12 protein-coding genes are annotated in these 12,507 nt (G+C 60.6%); 9 read left to right on the top strand and 3 right to left on the bottom strand.

Annotated elements, in window-relative coordinates; translation table 11 throughout:
• The first annotated feature begins 78 nt into the window (after nucleotides 1-78).
• The 4 genes from WNZ15_RS20750 to WNZ15_RS20735 all read left to right on the top strand — a co-directional run bounded on the left by WNZ15_RS20750 (nucleotide 79) and on the right by WNZ15_RS20735 (nucleotide 3,942).
• Nucleotides 79-1,908 (top strand): glycosyltransferase family 39 protein, encoded by a 1,830-nt coding sequence (locus tag WNZ15_RS20750; protein WP_342894928.1) that lies wholly within the window; start codon nucleotides 79-81, stop codon nucleotides 1,906-1,908.
• Complete coding sequence (locus tag WNZ15_RS20745) at nucleotides 1,892-2,803, top strand: phosphatase PAP2 family protein (protein WP_342894927.1); 912 nt, start codon at nucleotides 1,892-1,894, stop codon at nucleotides 2,801-2,803. The genes WNZ15_RS20750 and WNZ15_RS20745 overlap by 17 nt, the downstream gene beginning before the upstream one ends.
• The gene (locus WNZ15_RS20740; protein WP_342894926.1) at nucleotides 2,800-3,561 is read left to right on the top strand and encodes a glycosyltransferase family 2 protein; all 762 of its coding nucleotides are present in this window, start codon (nucleotides 2,800-2,802) and stop codon (nucleotides 3,559-3,561) included. The genes WNZ15_RS20745 and WNZ15_RS20740 overlap by 4 nt, the downstream gene beginning before the upstream one ends.
• A gap of 66 nt (nucleotides 3,562-3,627) precedes the next feature.
• The gene (locus tag WNZ15_RS20735; protein ID WP_342894925.1) at nucleotides 3,628-3,942 is read left to right on the top strand and encodes a lipid-A-disaccharide synthase N-terminal domain-containing protein; all 315 of its coding nucleotides are present in this window, start codon (nucleotides 3,628-3,630) and stop codon (nucleotides 3,940-3,942) included.
• 23 nt (nucleotides 3,943-3,965) lie between these two features.
• On the opposite strand, the gene metC is transcribed toward WNZ15_RS20735, so the two are convergent.
• Nucleotides 3,966-5,144 (bottom strand): cystathionine beta-lyase, encoded by a 1,179-nt coding sequence (metC, locus tag WNZ15_RS20730; protein WP_342894924.1) that lies wholly within the window; start codon nucleotides 5,142-5,144, stop codon nucleotides 3,966-3,968.
• Nucleotides 5,145-5,743: 599 nt separating this feature from the next.
• Here metC and WNZ15_RS20725 point away from each other — a divergent pair.
• From WNZ15_RS20725 to WNZ15_RS20705, 5 genes are all read left to right on the top strand, one after another.
• Nucleotides 5,744-6,763, top strand: a complete 1,020-nt coding sequence (locus tag WNZ15_RS20725; protein WP_342894923.1) for an amino acid ABC transporter substrate-binding protein — start codon at nucleotides 5,744-5,746, stop codon at nucleotides 6,761-6,763.
• A gap of 226 nt (nucleotides 6,764-6,989) precedes the next feature.
• Entirely contained in the window at nucleotides 6,990-8,204 is a 1,215-nt protein-coding gene (locus WNZ15_RS20720) for an amino acid ABC transporter permease (protein ID WP_342894922.1), read from the top strand.
• 12 nt (nucleotides 8,205-8,216) lie between these two features.
• Complete coding sequence (locus WNZ15_RS20715; RefSeq protein ID WP_342894921.1) at nucleotides 8,217-9,536, top strand: amino acid ABC transporter permease; 1,320 nt, start codon at nucleotides 8,217-8,219, stop codon at nucleotides 9,534-9,536.
• A 68-nt stretch (nucleotides 9,537-9,604) separates the two neighbouring features.
• A complete protein-coding gene (locus WNZ15_RS20710; RefSeq protein ID WP_342894920.1) occupies nucleotides 9,605-10,408 on the top strand; it encodes an amino acid ABC transporter ATP-binding protein in 804 nt (267 codons plus the stop codon).
• A 15-nt stretch (nucleotides 10,409-10,423) separates the two neighbouring features.
• Complete coding sequence (locus tag WNZ15_RS20705; protein WP_342894919.1) at nucleotides 10,424-11,131, top strand: TIGR02117 family protein; 708 nt, start codon at nucleotides 10,424-10,426, stop codon at nucleotides 11,129-11,131.
• Nucleotides 11,132-11,177: 46 nt separating this feature from the next.
• Here WNZ15_RS20705 and sseA read toward each other — a convergent pair whose 3' ends face one another.
• Together sseA and WNZ15_RS20695 are read right to left on the bottom strand one after the other, a co-directional pair.
• Nucleotides 11,178-12,023, bottom strand: coding sequence for a 3-mercaptopyruvate sulfurtransferase (gene sseA / locus WNZ15_RS20700; RefSeq protein ID WP_342894918.1), 846 nt, complete (start codon nucleotides 12,021-12,023; stop codon nucleotides 11,178-11,180).
• A 9-nt stretch (nucleotides 12,024-12,032) separates the two neighbouring features.
• Nucleotides 12,033-12,506, bottom strand: a complete 474-nt coding sequence (locus tag WNZ15_RS20695; RefSeq protein ID WP_342894917.1) for a GFA family protein — start codon at nucleotides 12,504-12,506, stop codon at nucleotides 12,033-12,035.
• Between the last annotated feature and the right edge of the window lies 1 nt (nucleotide 12,507).

Below are 12,507 nucleotides of genomic sequence, written 5' to 3'. Positions count from 1 at the left end.
CTCATGTAGGAGAAGCCTTCAGGGAACGGGGCAGGCGGTCCAATCCTTCCCGGATGCAGTCACTGAACGCGAGAATCGATGGTGGACAAGAACGACGGCGAGAAACACCCGGCAAAGGACCGGACGGCTGGAAAACAGGACGGAGGGACCACACCGGTGCCGCCCGATCCTGAGCCGGCGGTCGAACGACCGCGCAAGCCGGTCTGGCTGCACATTTTCGGTCACGATATAACCGCACCGTTTCTGCTGCTCCTGCTGTCGCTGGTCCTGTTCGCGCCCGGTCAGTGGACCGTGCCGCCGCTGGACCGCGATGAGCCCCGTTTCACCCAGGCCACCAAACAGATGCTGGAAACGGGCGACTACGTCGACATCCGTTTCCAGGAACAGGCCCGGCACAAGAAACCTGTGGGCATATACTGGCTGCAGGCCGCCGCTGCGAAACTCACCGGGACAGGCGCGGAAGCGCCGCTTTGGGTGTACCGCCTGCCGTCCATCATTGGTGCGACGCTGAGCGTGCTGGCATCGTTCTGGCTGGCGCGCGCGTTCATGGGTCCAGCGGGGGCCCTGCTTGTCGGCGGGTTCGTCGCTCTGGCGATCATTGTCGGCGTCGAGGCGCGCCTGGCAAAGACCGATGCTGTTCTGCTTGCGTCAATCATCGTCGCGCAAGCCGCACTGGCGCGGATCTGGCTGAAAGCTTCCGACAGACGCATGTGGGCAACGGGATTCGTCTTCTGGACGGCGCTGGCCGCCAGTGTCCTGATCAAGGGGCCGGTCGGACCGATGGTGGTCGGGCTCACGGTCGTCGGTCTGTTTGCCCTGACGCGCAAGTTTTCCTGGTTCAGGGCCGCGTCGCCCCTGCTCGGCTTCGCCTGGTTCCTGATCATCATCTCGCCGTGGTTCGTCGCGATCTGGATCGCGACCGACGGCACCTTCTTCACCGAGGCGATCGGTAGGGACCTGTTCGGCAAGGTCGGTCAGGGTCAGGAAGGCCACGGCGCGCCGCCGCTCACGCATCTGGGGGCGATGCTCGGGGTTTTCTGGCCGCTGCCGTCGTTCTTTCTGATCGCACTGCCGCTGATCTGGCGCGAGCGAAAAAGCCCGCTTGTCGTTTTTTCTGCCGCCTGGTTCTTTCCGAGCTGGATCGTTTTTGAACTCGTGGCGACCAAACTGCCCCATTACACCATGCCGCTGCTGCCTGCGCTGGCGCTGCCGGTTGCCGCGGCGATGATCGAGGGAGCGGGCACGGGTACAAGGGCCACCTTGCGCTGGATCGCTGCCATCTTGCTGGCGCTGCCCGCCCTGGGTCTGGCGGTCGCCGCTTTCGGGGGACCGTTTGCCCTGCAGACCTGGCCGTCGCCTCCGGGTGTCGTCATCGTCTCTCTTGCCGGCGTTCTCGCGATCGCCGCTGCCGGGCGTCTTTTGCGCGGGCCTGCGCTTTATGCAATGCCCGCCGTGACCCTGTCGGCAATCTGTCTTGCCGTTGGTATCTGGGGATTTGTCGGCCCCGCGCTCACGCCTGTCTGGGTGAGCCCGCGCCTGGTCGCGGCCCTTGACGAAATTCCGGGCTGTGCGGGCCAGGGGTCCCGGCAGGTGGTCACGGCAGGTTTCCATGAGCCGAGTTTCATTTTCCTGGAAGGCACCGACACGCGCATCATATCACCGAAGGGCGCGGCCGAATTCTTGAGCGAGCCAGCCGGCGCGGACCCGGCAACCTGCCGGATCGCGGCGATAGAAAGCCGGGAAGAAGCGGCGTTTTTAGCAGCCGCGAAGGAAATTGGTCTTGTGCCGGAGGCGCGAAAAAGGGTAGAGGGCCTCAATATAAACGGCGGCGACAAGGTCGATATCGCGCTATATCAGAAAGCAAGTCCGCTTACGGGTACACAAGACCACCATGCAGAGCAGCAGTAAATATGTCTGGCATATTCTGGCGCGCATGCGCGGGAACATGCGGCGCGCTGCCATTTTGTTTTCCGGGCGCAGGGAGCGGGCACGGCAGAACCGGGACACCCTGCCACCGGGACAGAGGCCGCAGGATATCCTCGCCGTCCTCCTGCTGACCGTCGGGATCGCGGTGGTCGCGTTCGATGTGCCGACCTATCCATGGCTGCGGTCGCTTCCGGGCGAATACCGGTCGGCCTTCCGGACCTTCACCGATTTCGGCAAGGCGGACTGGATCCTGATCTCCAGCGGTGTCACCTGTCTGGGCCTGCTGGCGCTGGACGCGGGCCGCTACACATTCAGGCTGCGCATGGCCATCGGCGCGTTGTTCACCTACGCGGCTTTCATTTTCTACTCGGTTGCGGCAACGGGTCTCCTGGCTATCGCGTTCAAATGGTCGCTCGGCCGGGCCCGTCCGAAGCTTTATGAAGAAGTCGGACCCGTCCGGTTCGATTTCCTGGCCTTCGACGGCACTTACACCAGTTTTCCGTCCGGCCACTCGACCACGGTCGCCGCGCTTGCAACCGCGCTGGCTTTCATCTTTCCCGCTTACCGCTGGCTGATCGTTGTCGGAGCCTTCTGGCTGGCTTTCAGCCGGGTCATGGTCGGTGCGCATTATCCAAGTGATGTCATTGCAGGCACGCTGCTGGGCATGACCTTCACGTTTTTCACGGTCCGGGCCATGGCACGGCGCCGGATCGGCTTTCACCTGTCTTCCACCGGCAAGATCGAACCCAATTTGAACCGGCGCTCGGCGATGGCCTGTCTGCGTGCGGCCTGGCAAGTGAGCCGCGGACAGCGCGGCGCCGACCGGGTCGTGATGGACGCCAACAGCGCTGATGTCGCAGAACGGACGGACCCATGACACAAAGCTTTCTGGAAGGGCTGGCTGCCGGCAGTGGCAGCCTTGCCGTCACGGTTGTCGTCCCGGCGAAGGACGAGGCGGAAAATCTGCCGATCCTTCTGGACGAGATCGAGGTGGCCCTGACAGGCCGGCGTTTCGAGGTGATCGTGGTCGATGACGGCTCCACTGACGGAACCGACATCGTGCTTCAGGACTATGCGGCGACCCATGACTGGCTGCGGCCGATCCGGCACGAAGGATCCTGCGGTCAGAGCTGTGCCGTGCGCACCGGGCTGCAGAATGCGCGCGGGGATGTCGTTGCCACGATCGATGGTGACGGGGAAAACAATCCGGCCTATATCCCGGATCTGCTCGATGCCCTGGAGGCTGCGGGACCAGCGGTTGCCCTGGCCGCCGGGCAGCGCCTCGGGCGCAAGGCAAGCCTGGCCAAACGCTATGCCTCGAAGGCCGCCAACAAGTTGCGGGGCGCCCTCCTGAGGGACCGGACCCGGGACAGCGGCTGCGGCCTGAAGGCTCTGCGCCGCGAGGTCTTCCTCCAGTTGCCGTATTTCGACAGCTGGCACCGGTTTCTTCCGGCCCTGGTGATCCGGGAGGGCTACGGCGTGACCCATATCGACGTCCAGGACCGCCAGCGCCGCCACGGCACGTCCAAATACGGCATCTTCGATCGCGCGCTGATTGGAATTCTGGATCTGTTCGGAGTTTGGTGGCTGCGCCGCCGCCGCAAGAAAACTCCGCAGGTCCGACCGCTCACCTGACTGTTCCTGCGGAACGAGACCGAATAACGGGGCTTACCGCCCGACGAAACTGACTGGATCCGCCTCATGGACGCACTTCTGAACTGGTTTCACGCCGTCTTTGTCGAGCAATTCGATTTCTGGATCATTCTGGGGTTCGTTGCCCAGTTCTTCTTCATGATGCGCTTCATGATCCAGTGGATCGCCTCCGAACGGGTCGGCCGTTCCATCGTTCCGGTCGCGTTCTGGTTCTTCTCCATCGGCGGTGGTTCGCTGCTCCTGATCTACGCTGTTCAGCGCCAGGATCCGGTCTTCATCGCCGGGCAGGGACTCGGCCTCCTGATCTATTTCCGGAACATCTGGCTGATCTTCAAGGAAAAGCGGAACGACCCGACCATCTGACCGGGCCGCTCCCAGGGACCTCCTCAGCCGAATGCATTCGTCAGGGCCTGGTCGAGATCGCCGATCAGGTCTTCGGGGTCTTCCAGGCCGATATGAAGCCGCACGGATTGCCGGTCGGGATCGAACGGGGACGCCGTGCGCATGCCTTTCAGGCGGACGGGTATGGCCAGGCTTTCAAAGCCGCCCCAGGAATAACCCAGCCCGAACAGATTAAGCGCATCGAGAAAGGCGAAGGCCTGGTCTCGGGTGGTGCCGTCGGCGAAATCAAACGCACACAGGCCGGAACTCCCGGAAAAATCGCGCTTCCAGAGGGCGTGGCCAGGGTCTGTTTCAAGGGCCGGATACCGGATCGCACTGACTTGAGGCAGGTCCTTGAGCCAGTCGAGAACGCTCAGCGTGTTGCGCTTATGGCGCTCGAGCCGGACCGAGAGGGTTCTGAGGCCGCGCAGCGCCAGATAGATGTCGTCCGGAGCGACATGACAGCCCATGGCGCCGTGGAAGCTGTCGAGCCCTTTCCAGGCCCGTTCGCTGGCCGCGATCGTTCCAAGCATGACGTCCGAATGCCCGACAATGTATTTGGTGCCGGCCTGAATTGAGAGATCAACGCCGAGGGACAGTGGCTGGCAATAAAGCGGACTTGCCCATGTATTGTCCATCAGCACCATGGCATCGATGTCGTGGGCGGCAGCGGCGATGGCCGGAACGTCCTGCATTTCGAACGTGAGCGAACCGGGTGCCTCGGTGAAGACCGCTGTGGTTTCGGGCCTGAACAGCGCCTTGATGCCGGCGCCCAGGCCGGGGTCGTAATACTCCACACTCACGCCGAGACCGGGCAGGACCGTGTCGGCGAAGTGCCTGGTCGGTCCATAGGACGTGTCGGCGACAAGAAAGTGATCACCCGATTTGACACAGGACAAGACCGCGAGGGCAATCGCGTTGAGGCCGGAATTCGCGATTTTGACACCGGCCGCGCCCTCGATTTCCATCAAGGCGCCTTCCAGGGCGTCGGTTGTCGGGTTGCCGCGCCGTGCATAGGTATATTGCTGGCCGGCCGTCAGCATCGTCTGCACATCGGGAAAAAGCACGGTGGAGGCGTGCACGACGGGTGGATTGACAAAGCCATGAAAGGTGAGGGGATCGCGACCCGCATGGGCCAGGATCGTGTCTAGACTCTTTTGCGACAGGGAGGAATCCTTGCTCATTTTGTCCTTCTTGAGTGTCCGGGCATTTCCGGCTCTTCTTTAATGTTTGAATTCAATGCATTAGATCACGATATCGGATTGTCGGTTTTCTTCAACCCATGTGGTCGCTTTGTGATTTTGGCGGCGTTCGAAACGGCTCGATGCAACGATCACGGGACGGGCCGGCGACCGGGTTGCGCCTGCGAAGACCTCGCGTGAACGGCGAAGGCTGAAGATTGTCTGGCATCGGTAAGCTGTGAGGAAGATTTCGCGCGTTGCCGCCTGCTGTGAATGCACCGATGGGTACGCAGTTGCGATCCGGAATCTCGATCTGATCGAGAATTAGTCAACATGTGTCGCAATTCTGGACATGTTCGCTATTTGTGCATCAATCAGGGCGGCAATTGGTGAGCGGCTCAGGAATTTTGGCGCGATAGACGCAGCAAGTACTTGACCCGCACAGTCAAATGCCATCGTATGTGTGGGCAGGGTTGGGACGATCGACATCTGGAGGAAACAGCTTTCAAGGCTGGGAACCGTCCGGAAACGAGATGGGGAAGATGTCTTTCGAACAGACCTGGCAATAAGAAGTATGGGTAACAAATAAAGGCTGCATATCCATGTCGAAAAAAATCCTTCCGCTCGTAATCGGCGCTGCTATGGGAGTCGCCGCGACGACGGCTGCCGGTGCAACGACGCTGGAAGACGTCAAGGCCAAAGGCTTCGTTCAGTGTGGCGTGAGCCAGGGTCTGCCGGGCTTTTCCAATCCGGATGCCCAGGGAAATTGGACCGGTCTCGACGTTGACCTCTGTCGTGCGATGGCGTCTGCCGTGTTCGGCGACGCGACTGCCGTGAAATTCACGCCGCTGTCCGCCAAGGAGCGCTTCACCGCGCTGCAATCCGGCGAAGTCGACGTTCTGTCCCGCAACACCACCTGGACCATGTCCCGCGACACACAGCTCGGCCTGAACTTCGCTGGCGTGAACTACTATGACGGTCAGGGCTTCATGGTCCGCAAGGACCTGGGCGTGAATTCCGCTCTGGAACTTTCCGGCGCCTCCGTCTGCACGAACACCGGTACCACAACCGAGCTGAACGTCGCTGACTACTTCCGTGCGAACAACATGCCGTATGAAATCGTCGCTTTCGAAAAAGCCGACGAAGTCGTCGCGGCCTATGATGCCGGCCGGTGCGATGTCTACACGACGGATGCCTCCGGTCTGTACGCGCAGCGCCTGAAGCTGACCAACCCGGGCGACCACAAGGTTCTGCCGGAAATCATCTCCAAGGAGCCGCTTGGACCGGTTGTTCGCCAGGGCGACGACGAATGGTTCAACATTGCCAAGTGGACCCTCAACGCGATGCTCAACGCTGAAGAGCTCGGCGTGTCTTCCGAAAATGTTGACGACATGAAGTCTTCCGACAATCCGTCCATCAAGCGCCTTCTGGGCGTCGAAGGCGCATTCGGTGAAGCCATCGGTCTGTCCAACGACTGGGCTTACAGCATCGTCAAGAACGTCGGCAACTACGAAGAGTCCTTCAATGCCAACGTTGGTCCGGACACTCCGCTCGGCATCTCCCGCGGCGTGAACGCGCTGTGGAGCAACGGCGGCTTCATGTACGCTCCGCCGGTACGCTGATCCTCTTGCGATATTGAGGATTGCAGGGGTTCCGGCGGGTGACTGCCGGAACCCTCAATAAATTCCACGCATAATAAATCGGACGGACAGTCCGCAAGCGCGTGGGGGAACAGACTGCGTCCGCCGACAGGGGCGTGCCGTTGACGGCACGATGGGGATGCAGGACAGACATGATCGGGACACGGCGTGAAGCCGGTCTTCTTCATGGCAACTTGGGCGAGGTTCTATGTCAGTAATGGAGCAGGACTCGGCGGGGGCGCCGGCGCGTGCTTCGCTGTTGAACGATCCCAAAGCCCGCGGGCTGTTTTATCAGGTCATCCTGATCGCCGCGCTGGTGTTCTTTGGGTATTTCATCGTTTCGAACACGATCAACAACCTTGAACGACAGAGCATTGCCTCGGGTTGGGGCTTTCTTGGAAATACAGCAGGATTTGGCACCAACCAGTCGTTGGTGGAATATGCTGAAAATTCGACTTATGGTCGGGCGATATTCGTCGGCTTCCTGAACACCCTTCTGGTGGCTGGAGTCGGTATCTTTTTTGCGACGATTATCGGTTTCGTGGTCGGCGTTGCGCGGCTCTCGAACAACTGGGTCGTCAATCGCATCGCCTACTGCTACGTGGAACTTGTCCGCAACGTTCCACTGCTGCTGCAGATCTTCTTCTGGTACTTCGCGGTCCTGCGGTCCATTCCCGGCAAGCGGGACAAATGGTCCCTGTTCGACACGGTCCACCTGAATATTGGTGGATTGCGGTTGCCGAAACCGATCTGGGAACCCGGTTCCCAATGGATCGGCTACGCGTTGATCATCGGAATTGTGCTTACGATCGCGGTCTCCCGCTGGGCGCACAAGCGCCAGGACGCCACCGGTCAGCAGTTTCCCACGTTCTGGACTGCTCTGGGCCTGATCATCGGCCTTCCGGTAATCACCTATCTCGTCACCGGAATGCCCGTCGTCATCGAGCATCCGAACTTTGTCGAAACCGGCCCGATCCTGCGCCAGGGTTTCGAGTTGAACGTCGGCATCAATGTGATCCCCGAATTTCTGGCGCTGACGGCGGCTTTGTCGATCTATACGGCCTCGTTCATTGCCGAGATCGTGCGGGCGGGCATTCAGGCTGTTAGCCACGGTCAGACGGAAGCCGCGCACGCGCTCGGCCTTCGGAGTGGCCCGACGCTTCGCCTGGTTGTCATTCCGCAGGCAATGCGTGTGATCATTCCGCCGCTGACGAGTCAGTATCTGAACCTCACCAAGAACTCGTCCCTTGCGGTTGCCATCGCCTATCCGGATCTTGTGTCCATGGGTGGTACCGTCCTGAACCAGACCGGTCAGGCAATCGAGATCATCGGCATCTGGATGGCGGTCTACCTGTCGCTCAGTCTGCTGACGTCGGCCTTCATGAACTGGTACAACCAGCGCATGGCGCTCGTGGAACGGTAAGGAGCGCACATCATGAACAAAACTGAAATGTTTCAGATCAGGACCGAGGAGGCGCCGCTCTTGCCGGCGCCGATCTCGACCACCGGTGTGATCGGCTGGATGCGGCAGAACCTGTTTTCCTCCATCGGCAACACCGTCCTGACATTCATCGGGATCCTGATCGCCTATCTGCTCATCGCGCCCTTCATTCAGTTCGCGTTTGTCGACGCGGTCTGGTCAGGGGAGAACCGGGAAGCGTGTCTGGCAAAGGACGGCGGTCACAGCGGTGCCTGCTGGGCTTATGTGAAGGCCTATTTCCCTCAATTCATCTACGGGCGGTATCCCACGGAGGAGGTCTGGCGGGTCAACATCGTCTATTTCCTGTTCGCTGTGTTGCTGGTCCCGCTTGCCATTCCGAATGTCCCGTTCAAGAAGATCAACGCGATCCTCTTTCTGGGCGTGTTCCCGTTTGTGGCGCTGATCCTGTTGACCGGCGGCGATTTCGAGATCGGTTTCTGGACATGGCTCGTGATTGCTCTGATTGCTCTGGCTGGCGTGGCTGCGGCACTGCTGCTGATGCTGATCGGCGGACGCAGCTTCAATGATACGGTGCCGGTCCTGACCGCGTTTGTCGGCTCGGCAGCGGTCCTGGCCATCATCTTCCTGGCTGCATCGATTGATTTCGGCCTTGTCGAAGTGGAGACCGCCCAATGGGGGGGGCTTCTGGTGACACTGGTGATTGCGGTGACGGGCATCGTTGCCTCATTGCCGCTCGGGATTGCACTCGCGCTTGGGCGTCGGTCGAAAATGCCGATCATCAAGATGGTCTCGATCATCTTCATCGAGTTCTGGCGCGGTGTGCCGCTGATCACCGTGCTGTTCATGTCCTCGGTGATGCTGCCGCTGTTCCTGCCGGAGGGCGTGACTTTCGACAAGCTGCTGCGCGTCTTGATCGGGGTGACCCTGTTCTCCGCAGCCTATATGGCGGAAGTGGTGCGCGGGGGCCTGCAGGCGATCCCGAAGGGGCAGTATGAAGGGGCCATGGCACTTGGACTGCGGTTCTGGCCGATGATGTATCTCATTGTCCTGCCGCAGGCGCTCAAGCTGGTCATCCCGGGCATCGTCAACACCTTCATCGGTCTGTTCAAGGACACGACCCTGGTCCTGATCGTCGGCATGTTCGACCTTCTTGGCCAGATCCAGTCGTCCTTCACTGATCCGACCTGGTCGACGCCCAGCACCGGCCACACCGGTTATCTGTTCGCGGCGATAGTGTTCTTCGTCTTCTGTTTCGGCATGTCGCGCTACTCCATCTTCATGGAGAACAAGCTGCATACCGGACACAAACGCTAGACAACTTGCATCCGGGGCGCGCGAACCAGCGCTGCGCCCCGGCCCGAGACACTCTTGGAGTAGAATTCATGACAGCAAACGCAGTACGTGACGAGGAACTCGCAGCCGACCGTTCGAAAATGACGGTTTCCGATACGGATGTGGCCATTGAAATCAACAACATGAACAAGTGGTATGGTGATTTTCATGTTCTTCGCGACATCAACCTCAAGGTGATGCGCGGCGAAAGGATCGTTATCTGCGGCCCCTCCGGGTCGGGCAAATCGACCATGATCCGCTGCATAAACCGGCTGGAAGAGCATCAGGCCGGCCAGATCATGGTGGACGGCATCGAGCTGACGGACGACCTGAAGAAGATCGACGAGATCCGCCGGGAAGTCGGCATGTGCTTTCAGCACTTCAACCTGTTCCCGCATCTGACAATCCTGGAAAACTGCACGCTGGCGCCGATCTGGGTGCGCAAGATGCCGAAAAAGGAAGCCGAGGATATTGCGATGCATTATCTGGAGCGGGTCAAGATCCCGGAACAGGCGCTGAAATATCCGGGGCAGCTTTCCGGTGGCCAGCAGCAGCGTGTCGCGATCGCACGGTCCTTGTGCATGAGCCCGAAGATCATGCTGTTCGACGAGCCGACCTCGGCACTTGATCCGGAAATGATCAAGGAAGTTCTGGACGTCATGGTCGGCCTTGCGGAAGAGGGCATGACCATGCTTTGCGTGACTCACGAGATGGGTTTTGCACGCAAGGTCGCGAACCGCGTGATCTTCATGGACGCCGGCCAGATTGTCGAGCAGAACGAGCCGGAAGAGTTCTTCACCAACCCGCAACACGAGCGGACCAAACTCTTCCTCAGCCAGATCCTGCATCACTGAGCCGGACCGGATGAAATGACCGTTGTTGTCAGAAAGGTCCTTCTTGGACTTGCCCTGGCAGCATTGGTCCTTGTCGTCGCAATGGCCCTTGGAACGGTGGTTCCAAGGGCCATTGCTATTCCGGACGCCGGAGCCGGGCCGATGTCTCGGTCGGAGGCTCCGCGACGGCGTATTCTCGTTCTTGCCAATGCCATCCACACTGGCATCGCGGTGCCTGCCGATCCGGATGTTCTGGAGGCTTTCGCGTTCGTTTCAGGTGAAGGCCTGCCACTCGATTATCCCGGTGTTTCCTGGATTGTCTTCGGTTGGGGCGGGCGGTCCTTCTACTTGGAAACCCCGACCTGGGCAGACCTCAAGCCGGGTCCCGTGATCGATGCGCTGACATGGGATCGTTCGGTGATGCACGTCCGGCGGTCGGGAGATATCCCGGTCTCGCTTTCGAACGTCCGCGCTGTGGACCTGGCGCCGCCGGACTTTGGCAGGCTGCTGTCAGGGATCAGATCAAGTTTCCAGCCAGGGAACGCCGGTATCCCGCGCCGGATAGCCGGCGCGGCCTATGGGGATCATGATCTCTTCTTCCCCGCCAATGGCGGATTCAATGCCCTGGCCGGCTGCAATACGTGGACGGCGCATATGCTGAGGATTGCCGGTCTGACCACCGGAGCCTGGACGCCATTGCCATTCAGTCTCGCCTGGTCTCTGGATCTGCACGCGGCGCCCTGATGCCGGTTGCGCGCGCGCGTCCGGAATGCGGCGGTCACACGGACGGTCAGGCCGGTCCCGTGACGACCTTCGTGTCGTCGCGGCTTCCCCATTCGGCCCAGGAGCCGTCGTAAAGGGCAAGGTCCCGGACGCCGAGAGCCGTCAGGCCGAGCGTCAGTATCGCGGCGGTGACACCGGAGCCGCAGGTGGTGGTGACCGGTCTGTCAAGGTCCAGCCCTGCGTCCCGGAAAGCAGCGGCGAGGTCCTCTTTTTGCAAAAAGGTGCCATCTTCGCCGAGCAGTTTCGTGAATGGCAGATTGCGCGCCGTTGGCATGTGACCGCTTTGAAGCCCGGCCCTCGGTTCCGGCGCGTCGCCGGTGAACCGTGCCACGGACCGCGCATCCAGAATTTGACGTGCTCCGGAGGAAGCGGCTTCGCGGACATCTGCAAGATCGGCCACGGCACCGTGGTTGAGACGGGACGAGAAATGACTCTGGACCCTGCGGGGCGTGTCGTCGTCAAACGGCCTGCCTTCTGCCCGCCATTTGGGGAAGCCGCCGTCGAGCACATAGACACGTTCCGCGCCCATGGTGCGCAGCGTCCACCAGACCCGCGGAGCGGAATAGAAACCGAAATCGTCGTAAACCACGAGGGTCTGACCATCGCCGATACCGAGCTTGCGCATGGCGGAGGAGAACACATGCGGCGCGGGAAGCATGTGCGGCAGGTCGGAGCCCTTGTCACAAATCTCGTTGACGTCGAAGAATACCGAGCCCGGAATATGGGCTTCCGGATAGACCGGAGGGGCGTCTGGATGGGTCACCGGTGGCATCCAGGCATTGATGACCACCAGATCGGGAGACGTCAGATGATCGGCCAGCCATTGGGTCGACACGAGCGGGTGGTCGGTCATGCTGTTTCCTTAAGTCTCGTAAAGGCCCTTGGACCTGTGCCAGTCTTCGATCGACAGGTCCGGATATTCCTGGAAATGAACGTGACCGGGTCCCTCCGGTACGTCGATCCAGTCAGGTTTGAAAGCCAGCATGATATGGACCGTCTCCGGCGGTCTTGGCAAGGGGGTGTCGAGCGATCCGGCATGCGGGTGGACAAGATCCGGCCAACGCGGATCCCACACCCACAGATGAGATCCGCAGGTTCTGCAGAAATGGCGTTCAGCCGGGCTGGGTGTGCCGTCGATGACCGCGTTGTAGATCCCCTTGGCCTGCGCTCCCTGAACTTTCAAACTGCCCGCTTCGGCCATCAGATTGATTGCGTGGCCCGAGCTGCCACCGACCTTCCTGCAGATCGAGCAGTAACAGCGCATGTACGGATACGGTGTTTTGCTCTCCATCTCGAAAGTCACCGCACCGCAATGACAGCTTCCTGAAAGTTTCATG

The organism is Roseibium sp. AS2 (assembly GCF_038900065.1).
GTDB lineage: Bacteria > Pseudomonadota > Alphaproteobacteria > Rhizobiales > Stappiaceae > Roseibium.
This window is presented reverse-complemented; position numbering and strand designations above follow the sequence as displayed.

Bases quoted from the DNA above. Each gene is read 5' to 3' on its own strand.
- WNZ15_RS20695 (WP_342894917.1), bottom strand. From the start codon at position 12,506: ATGAAACTTTCAGGAAGCTGTCATTGCGGTGCGGTGACTTTCGAGATG.
- WNZ15_RS20735 (WP_342894925.1), top strand. From the start codon at position 3,628: ATGGACGCACTTCTGAACTGGTTTCACGCCGTCTTTGTCGAGCAATTC.
- WNZ15_RS20720 (WP_342894922.1), top strand. From the start codon at position 6,990: ATGTCAGTAATGGAGCAGGACTCGGCGGGGGCGCCGGCGCGTGCTTCG.
- WNZ15_RS20750 (WP_342894928.1), top strand. From the start codon at position 79: ATGGTGGACAAGAACGACGGCGAGAAACACCCGGCAAAGGACCGGACG.
- sseA (WP_342894918.1), bottom strand. From the start codon at position 12,023: ATGACCGACCACCCGCTCGTGTCGACCCAATGGCTGGCCGATCATCTG.
- WNZ15_RS20715 (WP_342894921.1), top strand. From the start codon at position 8,217: ATGAACAAAACTGAAATGTTTCAGATCAGGACCGAGGAGGCGCCGCTC.
- metC (WP_342894924.1), bottom strand. From the start codon at position 5,144: ATGAGCAAGGATTCCTCCCTGTCGCAAAAGAGTCTAGACACGATCCTG.
- WNZ15_RS20705 (WP_342894919.1), top strand. From the start codon at position 10,424: ATGACCGTTGTTGTCAGAAAGGTCCTTCTTGGACTTGCCCTGGCAGCA.
- WNZ15_RS20740 (WP_342894926.1), top strand. From the start codon at position 2,800: ATGACACAAAGCTTTCTGGAAGGGCTGGCTGCCGGCAGTGGCAGCCTT.
- WNZ15_RS20725 (WP_342894923.1), top strand. From the start codon at position 5,744: ATGTCGAAAAAAATCCTTCCGCTCGTAATCGGCGCTGCTATGGGAGTC.
- WNZ15_RS20745 (WP_342894927.1), top strand. From the start codon at position 1,892: ATGCAGAGCAGCAGTAAATATGTCTGGCATATTCTGGCGCGCATGCGC.
- WNZ15_RS20710 (WP_342894920.1), top strand. From the start codon at position 9,605: ATGACAGCAAACGCAGTACGTGACGAGGAACTCGCAGCCGACCGTTCG.